This window comes from Corticicoccus populi (genome assembly GCF_042686195.1).
GTDB lineage: Bacteria > Bacillota > Bacilli > Staphylococcales > Salinicoccaceae > Corticicoccus > Corticicoccus populi.
In genome coordinates, this window is sequence record NZ_JBHUOQ010000001.1 from 261,225 (window position 1) to 279,500 (window position 18,276).

At 40.7% G+C, this 18,276-nt stretch carries 18 protein-coding genes and 1 other annotated feature; of the genes, 14 read left to right on the plus strand and 4 right to left on the minus strand.

Annotated features, from left to right (window positions below; all coding sequences use genetic code 11):
- The first annotated feature begins 8 nt into the window (after positions 1 to 8).
- The 9 genes from dnaI (at position 9) to ACFSX4_RS01475 (ending at position 8,297) form a co-directional block, all read left to right on the plus strand.
- The gene (dnaI, locus tag ACFSX4_RS01435) at positions 9 to 935 is read left to right on the plus strand and encodes a primosomal protein DnaI (protein ID WP_377770818.1); all 927 of its coding nucleotides are present in this window, start codon (positions 9 to 11) and stop codon (positions 933 to 935) included.
- A 335-nt stretch (positions 936 to 1,270) separates the two neighbouring features.
- Entirely contained in the window at positions 1,271 to 3,199 is a 1,929-nt protein-coding gene (thrS, locus tag ACFSX4_RS01440) for a threonine--tRNA ligase (RefSeq protein ID WP_377770820.1), read from the plus strand.
- A gap of 47 nt (positions 3,200 to 3,246) precedes the next feature.
- Positions 3,247 to 3,381, plus strand: a sequence feature (ribosomal protein L20 leader region).
- A 15-nt stretch (positions 3,382 to 3,396) separates the two neighbouring features.
- A complete protein-coding gene (gene infC / locus ACFSX4_RS01445) occupies positions 3,397 to 3,927 on the plus strand; it encodes a translation initiation factor IF-3 (RefSeq protein WP_377770822.1) in 531 nt (176 codons plus the stop codon).
- Positions 3,928 to 3,942: 15 nt separating this feature from the next.
- Complete coding sequence (rpmI, locus tag ACFSX4_RS01450) at positions 3,943 to 4,143, plus strand: 50S ribosomal protein L35 (protein WP_377770824.1); 201 nt, start codon at positions 3,943 to 3,945, stop codon at positions 4,141 to 4,143.
- 24 nt (positions 4,144 to 4,167) lie between these two features.
- On the plus strand, positions 4,168 to 4,527 hold the full coding sequence (gene rplT / locus ACFSX4_RS01455) for a 50S ribosomal protein L20 (RefSeq protein WP_377770826.1): 360 nt from the start codon (positions 4,168 to 4,170) through the stop codon (positions 4,525 to 4,527).
- 150 nt (positions 4,528 to 4,677) lie between these two features.
- Positions 4,678 to 5,373: an L-2-amino-thiazoline-4-carboxylic acid hydrolase gene (locus ACFSX4_RS01460; protein WP_377773409.1), complete on the plus strand. Its 696-nt coding sequence runs from the start codon at positions 4,678 to 4,680 to the stop codon at positions 5,371 to 5,373.
- Positions 5,374 to 5,412: 39 nt separating this feature from the next.
- Positions 5,413 to 6,222: a VOC family protein gene (locus ACFSX4_RS01465; protein ID WP_377770828.1), complete on the plus strand. Its 810-nt coding sequence runs from the start codon at positions 5,413 to 5,415 to the stop codon at positions 6,220 to 6,222.
- 90 nt (positions 6,223 to 6,312) lie between these two features.
- Entirely contained in the window at positions 6,313 to 7,296 is a 984-nt protein-coding gene (locus tag ACFSX4_RS01470; RefSeq protein ID WP_377770830.1) for a Gfo/Idh/MocA family protein, read from the plus strand.
- A 14-nt stretch (positions 7,297 to 7,310) separates the two neighbouring features.
- Complete coding sequence (locus ACFSX4_RS01475; RefSeq protein WP_377770832.1) at positions 7,311 to 8,297, plus strand: zinc-dependent alcohol dehydrogenase family protein; 987 nt, start codon at positions 7,311 to 7,313, stop codon at positions 8,295 to 8,297.
- 35 nt (positions 8,298 to 8,332) lie between these two features.
- Here ACFSX4_RS01475 and ACFSX4_RS01480 read toward each other — a convergent pair whose 3' ends face one another.
- Positions 8,333 to 9,028, minus strand: coding sequence for an FAD-dependent oxidoreductase (locus ACFSX4_RS01480; protein ID WP_377770834.1), 696 nt, complete (start codon positions 9,026 to 9,028; stop codon positions 8,333 to 8,335).
- 124 nt (positions 9,029 to 9,152) lie between these two features.
- On the opposite strand from ACFSX4_RS01480, the gene ACFSX4_RS01485 reads away from it, so the two are divergent.
- On the plus strand, positions 9,153 to 10,352 hold the full coding sequence (locus ACFSX4_RS01485; protein WP_377770836.1) for a multidrug effflux MFS transporter: 1,200 nt from the start codon (positions 9,153 to 9,155) through the stop codon (positions 10,350 to 10,352).
- Here ACFSX4_RS01485 and ACFSX4_RS01490 read toward each other — a convergent pair.
- Entirely contained in the window at positions 10,345 to 10,827 is a 483-nt protein-coding gene (locus tag ACFSX4_RS01490) for a metal-dependent hydrolase (protein WP_377770838.1), read from the minus strand. The two genes, ACFSX4_RS01485 and ACFSX4_RS01490, sit on opposite strands and share 8 nt — an antisense overlap.
- Positions 10,828 to 11,126: 299 nt before the next feature.
- A complete protein-coding gene (locus ACFSX4_RS01495; RefSeq protein ID WP_377770840.1) occupies positions 11,127 to 12,500 on the minus strand; it encodes an MFS transporter in 1,374 nt (457 codons plus the stop codon).
- A gap of 305 nt (positions 12,501 to 12,805) precedes the next feature.
- Here ACFSX4_RS01495 and ACFSX4_RS01500 point away from each other — a divergent pair, with 305 nt between their 5' ends.
- Both ACFSX4_RS01500 and ACFSX4_RS01505 read left to right on the plus strand, forming a co-directional pair.
- Positions 12,806 to 13,981: an alanine dehydrogenase gene (locus ACFSX4_RS01500; RefSeq protein WP_377770842.1), complete on the plus strand. Its 1,176-nt coding sequence runs from the start codon at positions 12,806 to 12,808 to the stop codon at positions 13,979 to 13,981.
- Positions 13,982 to 13,996: 15 nt separating this feature from the next.
- Complete coding sequence (locus ACFSX4_RS01505; protein WP_377770844.1) at positions 13,997 to 15,382, plus strand: sodium/glutamate symporter; 1,386 nt, start codon at positions 13,997 to 13,999, stop codon at positions 15,380 to 15,382.
- A gap of 74 nt (positions 15,383 to 15,456) precedes the next feature.
- On the opposite strand, the gene ACFSX4_RS01510 is transcribed toward ACFSX4_RS01505, so the two are convergent.
- Positions 15,457 to 15,933: a hypothetical protein gene (locus ACFSX4_RS01510; protein ID WP_377770846.1), complete on the minus strand. Its 477-nt coding sequence runs from the start codon at positions 15,931 to 15,933 to the stop codon at positions 15,457 to 15,459.
- Between the two features lie 420 nt (positions 15,934 to 16,353).
- Here ACFSX4_RS01510 and ACFSX4_RS01515 point away from each other — a divergent pair, with 420 nt between their 5' ends.
- Together ACFSX4_RS01515 and ACFSX4_RS01520 are read left to right on the plus strand one after the other, a co-directional pair.
- Positions 16,354 to 17,847 (plus strand): BglG family transcription antiterminator, encoded by a 1,494-nt coding sequence (locus ACFSX4_RS01515; protein ID WP_377770848.1) that lies wholly within the window; start codon positions 16,354 to 16,356, stop codon positions 17,845 to 17,847.
- The gene (locus ACFSX4_RS01520; RefSeq protein WP_377770850.1) at positions 17,837 to 18,274 is read left to right on the plus strand and encodes a PTS sugar transporter subunit IIA; all 438 of its coding nucleotides are present in this window, start codon (positions 17,837 to 17,839) and stop codon (positions 18,272 to 18,274) included. Before ACFSX4_RS01515 ends, ACFSX4_RS01520 begins: the two co-directional genes overlap by 11 nt.
- The last annotated feature ends 2 nt before the right edge of the window (positions 18,275 to 18,276 follow it).

An 18,276-nucleotide genomic window follows, 5' to 3' on the forward strand; every position in this document is an offset into this window, starting at 1 on the left:
TGATTAGTATGGAATCAATGAGTGATCTGCTCAAAACCAATAAAAGAATTGAACAGAATAATGAACGGATTTACCAGCAGTTAATCCAGCACCCTAAAATCACAGCGCTGATTAATGATAAAGAAAAGCCGCTGACTGCTTCAATGATCAGAAATGATATGATTACACTGAAGCATTACGCAGATCAGCCGACTGAGTGCGAAGTGGACAGTGACGGAAACTGTATCAGCCATCCGGATGGATATGTGATTAATATTGATATCCGCGAGGGCCGTGCGAACATGTATTATACACCGTGTCCGGTAAAAGAACGTCAGGATGCGTTTAGAAGAAAAGAAAATTTAATTCAGTCCTACCATGTGCCGAAGGATATTAAGAACGCGACATTTGATACGATTTTTATCGACGGGGATTCAAACCGGAATCCGTTAATCAGAAAAGCCATCCAAGTTACGAAAGATATCGCATCCGGTGACAACTACCGCGGTCTTTACGTCCATGGTGAGTTCGGTATCGGGAAGTCTTATATTTTAGGCTGTATCGCCAATGAACTGAAGGAAAAATCTGTGTCATCCATGATTGTATATGTGCCTGAAATATTGAGGGATTTAAAAGCCGGTTTCAGAGACGGGACAACAGATGAGAAATATAGAACGTTTAAAGAAGCGGAAGTATTGATTCTCGATGATCTCGGTGCTGAAGATGTGACGCCGTGGGCGAGGGATGAAATTATTACGAGCCTCCTTCACCACCGGATGGTGCAGAATAAACCGACGTTCATCAGTTCCAATTACAGTATCAGTGACCTCGAGTATAGATACAGCATCACGAAAGAAAACGGACGTGAAGAAACAAAAGCCCGCAGAATGACAGAACGTATCCGCGCGCTCTGTGAAGAGTTTGAACTTAAAGGGAAGAATTACCGTACAAAATAGTACGATGATGATCTGCATGATAAAGAACGGTTGCGGAACTGAATGAATTTATGTATAATCTATCTATAATTTCATTATTGTAAATCCAAGGACAAGACTTGAATGTGTTTTTTAAAAGAGAGTGCATGGTGCGCTGAAACATGCATACTAAACCGTGAAAGGTTACTCCCTTGATATATGCCGGTTAATACCCGGACGTTTTAAGTGCGTTAAGCTTATCTTGAGTTGAGAATCTGATTCTCATAAATCAGGGTGGTACCACGGTTATAATCGTCCCTCTATTTTAATAGAGGGGCGATTTTTTTGATAATGAAAAAATTGAAAGGATGATAAGTATGAGTGAAGTTAATATTAAATTTCCAGATGGAAATGTAAAAGAATTTGAATCCGGCGTCACTGCAGAAGAGATTGCACAGTCCATTTCACCAGGTTTAAAGAAAGCGGCTGTTGCTGCTAAAGTGAACGGGGAAATGTATGATCTCCGCCGTCCGATTGAAAACGATGCGGATTTTGAATTATTTACAAACAAGAATGAAGAAGGTCTTGAGGTACTGCGTCATTCTACAGCACACCTGATGGCACAGGCACTGAAACGCTTGTACGGTGATGTAAAGTTTGGTGTCGGTCCTGTCATTGAAGAAGGATTTTACTACGACTTTGATATGGATGAAAAAATTTCTTCCGATGACTTTCCTAAAATTGAAAAAGAGATGCAGAGAATTGTTGATGAAAATGTTGAAATCCACCGTAAAGTATTGTCCCGAAACGAAGCAAAAGAATTATTTAAAGATGATCCGTATAAGCAGGAGCTGATTGATGCGATTCCTGAAGATGAGAAAGTGACAGTCTATTCTCAAGGAGAATTTACAGATTTATGCCGCGGAGTACACGTTCCGCAGACTTCAAAAATAAAAGTCTTTAAACTGTTATCCACTGCCGGTGCGTACTGGAGAGGGGATGCAGATAACAAAATGCTTCAAAGAATTTACGGAACTGCATTCTTTGATAAAAAAGATTTAAAAGCATATTTAAATCTGCTTGAAGAAAGAAAAGAACGCGACCACCGGAAAATCGGTAAAGATATGAAATTGTTCCAGAACAATCAGAATATCGGTGCAGGCCTGCCGCTCTGGCTGCCGAACGGTGCAACAATCCGGAGAGAAATCGAGCGTTATATTGTGGACAAGGAAGTTGAACTCGGTTATGACCATGTATACACTCCAATCATGGCAAATGTTGATCTATACAAGCAGAGCGGACACTGGGAGCACTATCAGGAAGATATGTTCCCGCCGATGGATTTAGACGGTGAGGAGTATGTCCTTCGTCCGATGAACTGCCCGCATCATATGATGATTTATAAGGCAGAGAAGCATTCATACAGAGAACTGCCGATTCGCATTGCAGAGCTCGGCATGATGCATCGTTATGAGGCGAGCGGGGCGGTCAGCGGACTGCAGCGCGTCCGGGGAATGGTTTTAAATGATGCGCACGTATTTGTCCGTCCGGATCAGATTAAAGAAGAGTTTATCCGTGTCGTCAATTTAATGCTTGAAGTATACGGTGATTTCGGTATTAAAGACTATTCATTCCGTCTCAGCTATCGTGACCCTGATAATAAAGAAAAATACTTTGACGATGATGCCATGTGGAATAATGCTGAGAGCATGCTGAAAGAAGCTGTAGATGAAATGGGTCTTGAATATGTGGAGGCGCTCGATGAAGCGGCATTCTACGGTCCGAAACTCGATGTACAGGTGAAAACAGCACTTGGTAAAGAGGAGACTTTATCTACAGTGCAGCTTGATTTCCTTCTGCCTGAGCGTTTTGACCTCGGCTATGTCGGCAATGACGGTGAAAATCACAGACCGGTCGTGATCCACCGAGGTATCGTTTCTACAATGGAACGTTTTGTGGCATTCCTGACTGAAGAATATAAGGGAGTGTTCCCGCTATGGCTTGCACCTCAGCAGGTGGAGATTATTCCGGTCAATGTGGATCTTCATTATGATTATGCAAGAAGCGTAAAGGATGAACTGAAATCCCAGGGAATCCGGGTGAATATCGATGACCGTAATGAAAAACTCGGCTATAAAATCCGTGAAGCCCAGATGCGTAAAGTGCCGTATCAAATTGTTATCGGCGATAAGGAAATCGAAGAGAACGAAGTGAATGTCCGTAAATACGGCGAGCAGGAGCAGAATTCTTATGACCGTGAAGAATTTGCATGGAAGCTCGTGGATGAAATTCGTCTGAAAAAATAATTTGACAAACAGTCAGTCGACGTGTATAGTAGTAAGAGTTGATAAGAACGGACAAGAAGAAGCACCCGCTTCTCACCCGCAAACACTTAAAGTTGTGACCGGGTTACTTACGAAAACTGTACTGCCTTACGCGCGGTATGGATAAGTATGAGGCGGGCATATGCCCGCCTTTTTTGTTCGTCTTAAATCTTATGGAGGTGTCGACAATAGCAAAGGACCAAACAATTATTAATGACCGTATCCGTGCTAAAGAAGTAAGACTCGTTGGACAGGATGGGGAGCAGATTGGTATTAAACCAACACGCGAAGCCCAGGAAATGGCTGACCGTGTAGAACTTGATTTAGTGCTTGTTGCTCCAAAAGCCAAGCCGCCGGTCGCACGTATTATGGACTACGGCAAGTTTAAGTATGAACAGCAGAAGAAAGAAAAAGAAGCTCGCAAAAAGCAGAAAATCATCAATGTTAAAGAAATCAGACTATCACCGACAATTGAAGAGCATGATTTCAATACTAAATTGAAAAATGCACGTAAATTTATCGGTAAAGAAGACAAAGTGAAAGTTTCTATACGTTTCCGCGGTCGTGCGATTACGCATAAAGACATTGGACGTAAAGTACTGGAACGTTTTGCTGAAGAGCTTTCAGACATTACAACAATCGAACAGAGACCTAAGATGGAAGGTCGTTCCATGTTCCTGATTGTTGCACCAAACAATGATAACAAATAATCGGAGGGAAATTTCATGCCAAAAATGAAAACACACAGAGGTTATGCTAAACGTGTTAAGAAAACAGGTACAGGTAAATTCAAGCGTAACCATGCTTACACAAGTCACTTATTCGCTAACAAATCTACTAAAGCGAAACGTAAATTAAGAAAATCTACATTAGTTGCGAAATCAGACGCAAAGAGATTAACACATCTTTTAGCTAGAGCGAAGTAATTATATTATCAAGGAGGAATCACCATGGTTCGTGTGAAAAATGGTTTAACGTCACGTAAAAGACGTAAAAAAGTATTGAAACAAGCAAAAGGATATTTCGGTTCTAAAAGTACTTTATATAGAACAGCTAAACAACAGGTTACAAAATCAGGTCAGTATGCATACCGTGACCGTAAAAACAAAAAACGTGAATTCAGAAGATTATGGATCGCACGTATTAACGCTGCAGCACGTCAGCACGACATCAGCTACAGCCGCTTAATGAACGGTTTAAAATTAGCAGGTATCGATATTAACCGTAAAATGCTTTCTGAAATCGCAATCGCAGACGATAAAGCATTCGGTGAGCTTGTAAGCCAGGCGAAAACTGCTTTAAACAAATAATTAATATAATATATGGACATCCGGTGAAGTGAATCTCAGCCGGATGTTTTTTTATGCATATCATTTGAAGGAACAGTATATTAGATTATAATATTTTTTTATTCTATAATAATTGAATGAAGAGATTAACAGGAGGCGATGATTGTGAGCATGGAAAATTTAATGATGAAAGCTCTGTCGATGGATATGATTACAGCGAAAATGTTCAATGAACTGCACACTGCAGTGACAGAAGCATACGGCGAAGAGAGAGGCCGGCAGCTGATTCAGGACGGTCTTAATGCCTATGGTTTAAAAGATACTGAGGCACTTGCGAAAAAAGCAACTGCTGAAGGTGAGAACCACCGTTTTTATGACTATCTGCCGAATCATGTAGAAGGTGAAGAACAGTATGCGGATTTAACACCGTTTGCAAGGTTCTCAAAAATGTTTGCACAGATTGCAAAGCAGGTCGTGGATAATGATGAAGAAAAAGGTGAGGACGTCATCAGAAGTGCCGTTGAACAGTTTGGCTTAAAACGCGGAGAAGGTATCAGACAGCGTGCCAGAACAAACGGTCTTGATAATACGTCCGACAATTATTTGAAGAACTATGACATGGCAAGAAGTGAACTGTTTGAAGTGGATACGACACACAAAGAAAACGAAATAGAGCAGACATTCACTTACTGTCCGCTCGGCCAGCAGTGGGCTGATGATGACATGGCGAAGTACGGAATTCTATACTGCCAGATGATTGACCCGTCACTTGCGAAAGGTTATAACGAGAACTTTGAAGTGGTGCATGATGAATATGTACTGAAAGAAGGCCAGTGTCACTTTGAGTTTAAGATGAAGGACAAGTAAATACAGGATTGACCAATTCACTATTCCGGAGGCATGAATATGGCATTTCAATTTGACCATCTGGTACATTTTACAGACAGCCCGGAAGATGCCGGGGAACGTTTAAAAAATATTGGTCTTCATGTGACCACAGGCGGCAGACATGAGGATGGCGGTACGTTTAATACGCTGACGTATTTTGATTTGAGTTATATTGAATTAATCGGTGTCTTTGACCGAAAAGCAGCTGAAGCGCCTGCAGAGCCTTACAGCTTGAGAGATACTTTTCAGAAGAATCATTTTAACAACGGCTTTTCAAAGATTGCATTCCGGTCTGATAATCTGGAAAGAGACCGGGAATATTTTGAGTCTGTCGGACTTGAAGTATACGGGCCGGTGCCTCTCAGCCGTAAGAGACCGGACGGCAGTGTATTGAGCTGGAAACTCCTTTACATTGGAGACGGTGAACATCATTTAGGTCTGCCGTTTTTTATTGAATGGGAGACGTCTGATGATGATCGGCGTGCGGATTTAATCAGCCGCGGGAATATTAAAATGCATGACAAAGGAGACCCTGCGTTTGATTCAGTCGGCATGGTGGTTAAAGATGCCGCTGAAACATTGAAAAAATGGTCCCGCTATTTTAATCTTGAAGCAGACGATGAGATATTCAAAGATGAGTATTTAAATGCGGAAGGTCACCGTTTGAAACTTGACGGCGGCGATATTATATTTTACCGTCCTGCCGGTGAAGGAATCGCTGCAGATATACTGGAAGAGAACGGGGAGACGCCGTTCATTGTGAATATTGAAGCTTCCGGTGAAAAAGGTCAGTATGAAGTGAAGAATGGTATATATCGATTCGTATAGTGTTTGAAAAACCGGCAGATCTCAATCCGCCGGTTTTTTTGTGTATGATAATGTTATGATAAGAATATTATAATTGACGGAGGCGTTTAAATGAGAATCGCAACAATTGGAACGGGAAGAATCGTACACGAATTTTTAGATGCTGTTGAAATGATTGACGGCACTGAATGTACCGCAGTTTACTCAAGAACAAAAGAAACTGCACAGACACTTGCAGAAAAGTATCAAGTGGATACTATATACACAGATTTAACAGAAATGTTCAGTGCTCCGGATATTGACGCGGTCTATATTGCATCACCGAACAGTCTGCATTTTAAGCAGTCATATGATGCACTGAGTCACGGGAAACATGTGATTTGTGAAAAGCCGTTCACAACAACTGTGGAGGAAACCGAACAACTGACAGCACTTGCGAAAAAGAAATCCCTGCTGCTTTTTGAAGCGATTAAAAATATTCATCTGCCGAATTATCAGCTGATCAGCGAACATATTGAGCGTATCGGTGATATTAAGTTTGTGCAGTGTAACTACAGTAAGTATTCAAGCCGCTATGATGCATTAAAAAACGGGGAGACGCCGAACGTGTTTAACCTGGAGTTTGCCGGGGGCGCACTTGCCGACTTAAATATTTATAATCTGCATTTCATTATCCGTCTTCTCGGTGAGCCGGAAAGTATTGAATATACAGCAAATAAACACCCGAACGGCATAGATACTTCCGGCATCGCAGTGATGAAATATCCTGATTTTATCGCTGAATGTGTTGCAGGGAAAGATGCGAGAAGTTTAAATTTCTCTATTATTCAAGGAGAAAAAGGCTACATCAGTGTTAAAAATGGTGCCAACGGCTGTGATGAAATTACAGTGGATATTGAGGGGAAAGCCTATCATTTAAATAATCAGACAGTAGACAATCATCTTTACTATGAAACGAAAGTATTTTCAGAAATATTTAAAGACAATGACCTTGAGAGATGTTATGCAATGCTTGAACATTCACATTCTGTAATGAATGCTTATGAAACTGCGAGAAAATCAGCGGATATTATTTTCCCGTCAGATGAAGCGTGACAGGGGGAAGTTTTGTGAATAAAGACAGCATTGTATTTAATGAGTTCGGCCGTCCGGCAGATGTATTATCACTTGAAAAGATGCCTTTGACTGTACCAAAGAAAGATGAAATTGTTGTGAAAATACACCTCAGTCCCATCAACCCGTCCGACTTGATTCCTGTAAGCGGTGCATACCGTCACAGGATCGAGCTGCCCGGAGTCCCGGGCTATGAAGGCATTGGTATCGTCACTCAGACGGGGGACGGTGTGCCGGATGCACTTTTAGGACGCCGCGTGCTGCCGCTCAGAGGGGAAGGGACGTGGCAGACATTTGTCACAACCAAGGCAGCACATGCAGTCCTGGTACCGGATGACATTGATGATGTCACAGCTGCCTGCATGTATATTAATCCTGTTACAGCCTGGGTGATATGTACGGAGACGTTAAAACTTTCAGAAGGTGATGTGCTGGCAGTCAATGCATGCAGTTCATTTATCGGGCGGATTTTTGCACAGCTCAGTAGAATTTTAAAATTTACACTGATCGCACTTGTCAGGGATGACAAATATAAAGAGACGTTAACATCCCTCGGTGCGTCATATGTTCTCAATACTTCAACAGAAAATGTGAATGAAACCATTTGTGAAGTGACAAATAGAAGTGGAGCCGATGCGGTCATTGACTGCGTCGGTGGAGAGGATGGCACGGAACTCGCATTTTCATTAAAACCGGACGGCCGTTTTCTGTCTCTCGGTCTTTTGTCCGGACATCAGGTGGACTGGCAGAGACTGTACAGTGAAGGAATTGAGGTGTCTTTATTCCACTTACGCCACTGGAATAAAGATATCACAGTGGAAAAATGGCAGCGTACTTTTAAAATATTGATTTCACTGGTAAGTGAGGGCAAGCTGGATTTGAAAAATACGGATAAAATATTTGATGCAGCAGAAGTGTCACAGGTACTGCAGTATATTGAAAAGAGGGAGAATAGAGGTAAAGTGTTTTTATCCTTTTCGTGAAAATGCCTCAAACCGGACGGTCTGAGGCGGGGTGTTTATTTGTAACCATAGAAGACATCTTTTTTAATATGCTTCTTTTTAATCCCTTTTGATATAAGCTGTGTGAATGTTGATGTCACAAATTGATCCGGACCTGCTACAAGGTATCTGGCGGAACCATCATCTGATATATACTGATCCAGTTCGCTGAATCTATCATATGTTTTTATATGGAGCGTGACAAAGCCGTCTTTTTCGTATGATTCAAGTTCGTCTTTAAAAAGCGGTTCTTCATCATCCGTGAAATAAATAAGTGTGATTTTTGACGGCACTTTATTAAAAGCGGCACTTTTTATCATTGCTCTGAACGGTGTGATGCCCATACCGCCGGCAATAAAAATCTGCCCGGTAGCAGGTGTTTCATTGAATGTGCCGATTGGTCCCTTCAGTGAAAGTGAATGATTCACATTCAAGTTCATCAACGCCCGCTTATAGGGGCTCGGCTTACTGCCGACTCTTGTTGTAATACTGAGAGTATCTTCATCCGGTGAAGATGAGATGGTAAAAGGTTTTGTTTTGTTCTTGAGTACTTCATGATTAATTTTGAATAAGCCGTACTGTCCTGCTTCATAGGAAAAATCTGCAGGCTTTTCAAAATGAAAAGTATGTATATCCTCTGTTTCCTGTGTCCTGTATTTGAATGGCAGCGAATAGTTTGTGAACATCGCCATTGAGTCTCGGAAAAATCCCATAGGTGTGTCCTCGTTTCTTTAAGTAGTTTGTTGTTTTATTATAAACTGAGGCAGCTGTGAGAGTAAACAGTCAGGGGTAAAGAGTTATCAGTTACGTGAATTTTAAAGCAGAAAGAGTGTAAATATGGAAATTGAGAATAACCAGACTAAAATAAAATACGGTATTATCGCGCTGTTGGGTATGCTGACAGCAATCGGCCCATTGTCTTTGGACATGTATCTGCCGGCACTGCCTGTGATATCCGGTGATATGGAAACATCGGCATCGCTCGTCCAGGCAAGTCTGACGTCATGCCTCATCGGACTCGCGCTCGGGCAGTTGATGTTCGGACCGCTCAGTGATATACAGGGCAGAAAGCGTCCGCTTTTGATTACGCTTTTAATATACGCAGTCATTTCAGTACTGTGTGCATTTCAGACGAATGTATGGATATTTATCATTCTTCGTTTTATACAGGGTTTCACCGGCGCTGCGGGTATTGTCATTGCCCGTGCAGTTGTCCGTGATATGTATGCGGGTGTCGATTTGACGAAGGCATTTGCATTTCTTGCCCTTATTAACGGTGCAGCACCTATACTCGCCCCGGTATCAGGCGGTTTTGTTTTAAGCTTCGGATCATGGAAATGGGTATTTATCATTATTGGATTGATTGGATTTACATTATTTACTGCTGTTTTATTATGGATGAAAGAATCTCTGCCGGAGTCAGAACGTTCAAAAGGCGGTATTTTTCAGGTGGTACAGACTTTCGGCAGCCTGCTGAAGGATAAAGTATTCATGGGGATTGCTCTCACTCAGGCACTTGTGATGTCGGCGATGTTTGCGTATATCGCAGGTTCACCATTTGTCCTTCAGAACATTTATGAAGTCAGTCCGCAGCAGTTTTCTTTAATTTTCGCCTTAAACGGAGTGGGGATTATCATCTCCGCCCAGCTTGCCGGCAGATTGTCCGCGCGTTTCAGTGCGATGCGTATATTAAACACAGGCGTGCTGATTTCGTTTACGGGGAGTGTACTCGTTTTAACGGCTGTCTTAATTGACGGGCCGCTCTTCTTTATGATTATTTCTTTATTCTTAGTTGTGGCAAGTGTCGGAATGGTATCCACATCATCCCTGTCACTCGGCATGCAGAATCAGAAAAAATCCGCAGGCAGCGCTGCGGCATTTCTCGGACTGCTTCCGTTTATCGGAGGGGCGGTGGTTTCACCGATTGTCGGCATTAGAGGGGAATTTGTTTCCTGGCCGATGGGAGTTGTAATTATGAGTTGTAGTTTTTTTGCATTAATTATATTTTTATCATGGGTTAAAAAACCGGCTACATGATGTAATACCCAAGCAGGTGATAACCATAATAAAATGAGATCAGTGTGAGCACGCTGAAAATTAAATTCTCGGTTTTGCTCCCTGTTCTTGTTGTTACCGGAAACCGGACTTTAAAAGAGACGGGAAAGAAAAGCTGAATGCCGCTTTTTGTACCCATATCAAGTATGTAATGACTAATCATTCCGACGATAAGACCTGCCTTGATAGTGTCATCGGGAAAGAAAGTGTCCATTAAAAAGGCAACAGCCGCTAGGAATAACAGGCTGTGTGTAAACGAACGGTGCCCGAATATCAGATTGATGATTCTTGATAATAAAGGCATCCGTCTGCCGACCTTACTGCCGCTGTGACAGATATCAGGTATAAGTGCCCCGACAACCCCGGCGACGGTGGTAATGACCGGATCTGTTCCTAAGAAGTGTGAGTAAGCGAGACCGGCAGCAATACCGCCGATAATATGTGTTTTACCAGTCATGATGTAACCTCCTTGAAAAGACCTTGATTTTAGTGGATCTTAACTAATTTATTTTACCATTTTTCAGTTGGAAATTGAATAATTATTTCATTTTAAAAATAATTTATCCGACATTATAGAAATAATCAGTACGGTTTCTGTTTTTAGGGTCGGTTTAGTATGTAAAGGGGATGTTCAAGATTTTTAATGGGTTGAAAAGAGGTTTACCAACTAGATTCAATTTTATGAATGGTGTTGAAAGTAATAAAGAGAAGAAGCAGGCATTCAAATGAATGTCTGCTTCTTTGTTAGTTGAATCATCAAGTTCTTCCTTTTTTAAAGTAAAGGGAGAGAAGAATCGAAAATGATGAGATAATAATCATTAATATAAATGCACGGTGCATACCGTTGAGCATTGCTGTTTGTTCAGGCAGGTTTGATGCTTCCATTGTCATTGTAATAATTGTTGTAAATAATATTACACCGAGCGCCAGTGAAAACTGCCTCATAATGTTAACGAGTGCGGAAGCATCCAGCACGTCTTTCCCGTCCACTGAGTTCATCGCAACTGTCTGGAAAGTCATAATCGTTAAGCCGAACCCTGCCATAAATAAGCAGAAATATGCTGTGATAATTAAGGGCGGTGTATGAAGTTCGACGGTCCATAGTAATACCAGTGCAGCTGTTGACATCACAAGACCCGGTATAATCACGCGTTTTGGCCCGAATGCGTCATAAAGTTTTCCGGCAATGTAAGTCATAATAATGAGAACAACAGTACCCGGCACAAGAATCATTCCGGATACAAATACGGATGTTTCGAGCACATCCTGTGCGAGCATTGGAATAATGGTTTCAACAGAGAGCAGCAGCATAATATTTAGGAATAACAGCACAGTTCCAAGAGTGAAAATCGGATTTAAAAGCAGTCTCAAGTTTAAAATAGGCTGTGTTTCCTTTAATTGACGGATAAAGAATACTGCAAGGCTGATCATTCCAATCAAAAGCGGCAGGACAGTATAAAGATGTGTAAAGCCGTATACACTGATGTTGCTGATACCGAGTGTAAAGCTGAAAAACCCGATACTGCCGACAATTAATGAAGACAATTTAAGTGAAACGTTCTTCCTTTCAAAGACATCCTTCATAAAAAAGACCGCCATGATTAATGCAATAACGGATAATGGAATCAACATTAAATAAAGGGCACGCCAGCCGGCGAAGTCTATGATGATTCCGGCAATCGGCGGGGCACTGGCAGGTGCGACGTTTACGACGACACCCAGCAGTCCCATCGCAGATCCCCGCCGTTCTCTCGGATATACGCTGATGATGACAGTCTGTACAAGGGACAGCATAATCGCAGCACCGACTGCCTGAACGACTCTTGAGATAATCAGGATAAGAAAAGTCGGTGCAGTGTAACCGATGATACTCCCAATGATAAAAGATGAAATCGAGAATATCACCAGAGCTTTTGAAGTGTATGTATTTGAAAGGTAACTTGTTGTCGGCAGAATTACAATCGTTGTAATCAGAAATATGGTCGTCAGCCACTGGACTTGAGTCGCAGTGATATCAAACTCTCTCATGATTGTCGGATATGCTGTGATGAGTAAAAACTGGTTGAATGAAAAAACAAAAGATGTAAACAGTACAACAGATACAATTTTACGTCTCTCATTTGCTGTCATGTATATTCCGCCTTTCCACAAATTAAAACGTCACTAGAAGACTAGTGACGTTTTAATATTGAATGATAAATAGTGTGACATAAAATAATCATAGTATTAATCTGATTATAGCATTCTTCACCGTATTTACAATGCGTCTGCCGTCTGTAAATAAAATGTAATTTCACTACTTAAAGGGAAGTGTCAAAAAAAGTTTTGAAATTTAACTCAAAACAAAATATAATATAAATATTATATTATTTTAATGATTTCATAATTTCAGATATTTTAAAGTATATATGATTCAAAATTTTGGAGGAAGATTTATGATTTTAGGTTTACTGAAAGACAACAAGCCGGGTGAATACCGGGTGATTTTAACACCGCTCGAGATAGAAACAATCTGTGAAGACGGGCACACTGCGCTGGTTCAAAAGGACGCGGGGCTGTCTGCAGGATTCTCAAACGAAGCGTATGAAGCAGCAGGTGCTGAAATTGTTGAATCTGCTGAGGAGATGTACGGACGCAGTGATTTTATTACTAAAGTGAAAGAGTTGAATGACACTGAATATGGTCTGTTAAAAGAAAATCATATTCTTTACACATGTATTCATCCTGCTGCCCACGAGGATCAGGTGCAGGCGATTCTCGACAGTAAATGTATTGCGATTACAGCAGAAGATTCCCACCGTTATGGTTCTGTGAACTGTGAAGCGGCAGGTAAACAGGGTGCATTGATGGGCTTAAACGCGATGCTTACCATTAACGGAGGGAAAGGTAAATTTGTCAGCGGTCTCGCGGGTGCACCGGGAATGAAAGTATTGATTTTAGGCGGCGGTTTAGTCGGTCAGTCGGCACTGCAGGTACTTCAGTCTCTTGGCGCATGGTGTACAGTGATGGATGTTAACTATGGTGTCATGAGAGATATCGGTAAAACTTATAATGAAAAAGTGAGCACCCAGCTGTCAACGAAACAGAATATTAAGGCACTTCTTCCGGAAATTGATATGGTGATTAACTGTGTTAAGTGGCCGAAAGAAAACAAAGATTATTTGATTGATAAAGACATGCTTTCTCTTATGGAAAAGGGCTCTGTTATTGTTGATATCAGTAATGATGAAGATGGTGCGATTGAGTCATTCAGAGAAACCACCCATGAAGATCCCATTTATATTGAAGAAGGTATTGTCCACTACTGTGTCAGCAATATACCGGGTGCCATCGCAAATTCGACATCTGTTGCGTATGCTGCTTCGGTACTGCCGCATATCCGTTCTATATTAAATAACGGGGTGGAAGAAGCTGTCGTAAGAGATGGATTTCTTAGAAGAAGTCTGACAGCCTATAAAGGATATTTAACGCATGAGGAGACAAGTGCTATTCAGGGAAGACCATGGATCAGACCTGAAGAAATTTTAGATTTAAAGGATTCAGTAATTGATCCTGCACCGCCGGCAACAGGAACGAGATCCACAAACTATATTGATTTGACTGAAGAATAGGAAAGAAGGAAAAATATGACAATCAACACACTGCTGGTTGATTTTGCCTGCGCGAGCATCCTGATTTTAATCGGGATGTTTCTGCGTTCGAAAATCACTTTATTCCAGAGAAGTTTCATCCCTGCAAGTTTACTCGCAGGGTTTCTCGGACTGCTGCTTGGTCCGGAGTTTTTAAATGTACTGCCTTTTTCAGGAGAAATAGGCTCGTATGCGGGTGTAATTACGATATTCGTATTTGCTGCGATTGGGATTAACGGCTTTAAATTTTCAAGAAGAAATATGAAACAGGATTTAAACCGTATGGGTGCATATGCAGTTTATAAAGTACTGATTATCACTTTGCAGTTATCAGTACCTATCGCATTTTCGATTTTAGTAATTTCAAGAATCGTTCCTGAGATTAACTATGGATTCGGTTTATTGATTGCTTCAGGATTTTACGGCGGACACGGAACAGCGGCGGCAGTCGGTGATACATTTGAAAATCTCGGCTGGGAAAATGCTACAGACCTCGCGATGACCGCAGCAACTGCCGGTATACTGGTTGGTATTTTCGGCGGACTTATTTTCATCAAATGGGCGACGAAAAAAGGCTATACCCATTATGTTAAAGATTTTTCTGAAATCTCATCGGATTTTAGAACAGGCTTGATTAATAAAGACAAGAGAGTATCCATGGGGACTGAAACAGTATCACCGGTTGCGATTGACCCATTGGTATTTCATGTCGCGCTTTTAGTTGTGCCGGCAGGACTCGGTTACTTATTAAACAGTTACATATCAGAAACATGGGGACTTGAATTCCCGACATTTACAGTAGCATTCATCATTGCGCTTTTGATGTATCTCCTGCTCGGCAGAGGAGAAAAAGGCGTTTACAAATACGTAGACAGTAAAGTGGTTGACCGGCTGGGAAGTGCCGCAACCGATTATCTTGTATTCTTCGGAGTGGCATCCATCCAGCTGCCGGTTGTCGCGCAGTACTGGCTGCCTTTGACGTTACTGGTACTGTCCGGTATTGTCGTTGTTGTCGGTGCATTGGTATTGATTGGCCCTGGTATGACTTATGAGAGCTGGTTTGAACGTTCAATATTTGTTTACGGCTATTCAACGGGTGTGTTTGCCGTCGGTTTAACACTGCTTAGAATTGTTGACCCTAAAAACAAGTCAAAAACATTAACAGATACAGCGATTGTCGGACCGTTAAATACACCGATTGAACTATTTGCATGGTCGGCAGGACCGTTTATGCTTCTCTTAGGACAGCACTGGACTTTCGTTGGCATATTCACCATTGCGAGTGTCGCATGTTTTGTTGTTGCAAGGATGTTTAAGTGGTGGTACTGGAAGATTCCGTTGGATCAGAGACCACCTGTGCCGCTCGATGATGATGAAAAATAGAATTGTTTAGAATAAAACACCGCCTAATGAGTAAAAATCATCAGGCGGTGTCTTTTTATAAGGGTTAAACATGGTTAAATGGAGTTTAGTTTTTCCTGCAGTTTCTGTTCTTCGATTTTTATCTGATCTCTGTCAAACGGCTGGGTGTATCCTTCTTCAATCAAATGTTTAACATTCCCGACCTGGAACCTCCAGCCGGTAAAGTCATCCGCTGTTCTTTCGAATTCAAGCGGCATTTTTTCCTGTAATGTGAATATGGTCTGATCATTATTCTCTTTTAAAGTGATATCCACTTCGCCGATGTCCCAGGTGAATTTTATTCTTGAAGAAGGCTCATATATTAATACATCCATCTCCTCAAATGTACCGTCACCGAGGTCAAACAAGAGTTTCAAGCCATTGTCTGTTTCCTTAAATGAAAGTTCAGGAAACCATTGTGATATTCCTTTTGTTGTACCGAGGTATTCAAAGACTGTTTCCGGGCGGCTGTTAATTTCAGTCCGAAGGGTCTGATGATATGCAGACACGCTTTTTTTGTATTGTTTATCCATAGACGGTCTCCTTTAAATCTGGTCTTAACTACGCGTGCTTATCCTCATTATTGTCTCCAGATTCCCGAATCTGCATTAAAAAACCGATTGCCACAGCTGGTAATACAGCGCCGGCAATGATAACTAAAGCGAGCCACATAGTAGACACATCCTTTATATTTTAATACTATCTTATACCCTGATTCGTTCAGTAATAAGCAGTTTTGAAAATTATTTTATTGAAAGCACAAAAGAATATCGGCGTTCATTAAACCTTAAAGAATATTGTGATTCTCAAGGCTTTTTTACGTACAGTAATAAAAAGAATTTTAATTTTCGGAGTATAATATGATTTTAAAATGAATTGTCCACTGCAACGGACAATATACAGGGAAGCGTTTTCGAATAAATCAGTTAATATGAAAAAAGAGGAGGGGCGCTATGAGTCAAAAAGAAAATAGAGAACAAAAAATTCTAATGTTTCTTTCGAAAAACGAGGATTATGTGACCTCGGAAAGTCTGGCGGATTTACTGAGTACTTCTCAAAAAACGATTTACCGTTTAATTAAAAAAATAAATGATGATTTTGACAACGGTTTGTTGATTCTTTCTGAAAAAGGAAGAGGATACAAGCTGGATTATGAGAAATATATTAAATCCCGAAAAGGCAATTTGAAATATAAAGATCAGGATTTTTCCCCGGAGGAAAGGCGCAATCGTGTGATGGAGGAACTGTTGTTATCATCTCCGAAGCCGATTAATATATTTAAACTCTACAACAGTTACTATGTCGGTGATTCCGTGATATTCACTGATGAGCAGGTGATGAGTGAAAAGCTTAGAAAATATAATCTGGTTTTAGAAAGAAAAAACAGAACCCTTTCAATTATCGGTGATGAGGTCAATATCAGAAAAGCAGTAAAAGACAGCATTGAGATTTTTAATGTCATTGATATTGATGATTTAAAAAGTAATGAATCATTAAATTTCAACAGATACGATGTTCTTTTTATCCTGGACCAGCTCAGGAATATTGAACGGGAACTGGATATTACGATTCCGTATCCTTACAACGTAAATATATTTTCACACTTGTACATTATATTAAGCCGTTCAAGAAAACAGCCTTCACTTTTATATACAGACACGGTTTCAGACGAAGAATTAAAGACTATGAAAAATGACTTGAATTTATATCAGGCAGCAAGTTCGACCATTAATCATATTGAAAAATATTTAAATCAAAGTCTTCCTGAAATTGAAGTGTACTTTTTATATCAATATTTAGTGTCTTCAAGAATGCAGGGAACCATTAACACCGGAACTGCTCTGTCACCGGAAGTCATCAAAGTGACTGAAAAATACATCAGTGAGATGAGTATCAGACTCGGCATCCATATTGATACGCAGTCAATCTTTCTGGATTTAGCCAATCATATTAAGCCGATGCTTAACAGGCTGGAACATAATATCCGGGTGAATAACAGTCTGCTGGATCAGATTAAAGTGACATACGAACAGATATTTTTACATGTCAAAGAAGTTTCAGATAGTGTGAGCAGGCAGTTTGGTCTAAAAGAAATTAATGATGACGAGAATGGCTTTGTCACATTGTATTTTGCCAAAATCATTGAAACCACGCAGTTTCAACAGCCGATTAAAACATTGATTATGTGTACTACGGGAATCGGTACATCAGAATTGTTAAAAGCAAAAGTTTCAAAGAAATTTTCTGAACTGGAAATTGTAGATGTTGTTTCAACCAGGGATTTGAATATGTTTATAGACAGATATTCAGATGTGGAATTAGTGCTGAGTACGATTCATATTGACGGTGCAGTGCCGAAGCATTTTCTTTTAGTCAGTGCAATGTTCACAAATGATGACCAGAGAAGACTGCAGAAAGTAATTGAGGCGATTTATCATGAAAGATAAAGTATTATTTAAACTTTTTACCGGCTGTGACATAAAAGATGAAGCTGAATTATACGATTTTGTTTCAGAGCGTGTATTTCCGAATCATCCCGAAAGCAGGAACAGGCTCGTTCAACAGTTTGAACAACGGGAGCGTTTAGGAAGTGCACTGATTTCTGAACACGCAGTGCTGCCGCATGCAGAGAGTGATTTTATTAAAGAAAGTAAGGTTCTGGTTCTTCAAATAAAAAACAGCATTCCTGTATGGGGCGGGACGCCTGTCGCCATCAGACTGGCAGTTGTCATTCTATTGAAAGAAGACGAACAGTTTGATGTAAAGAAAAGAATTTCATCGTTCACAAGAATGCTTGCGGATGAGGACTTGTTAGAGCAGTTGTTTGAAGCGGAAGAAGATGAATTTTATCAAATTATAAAAATGGAGGAATAGAT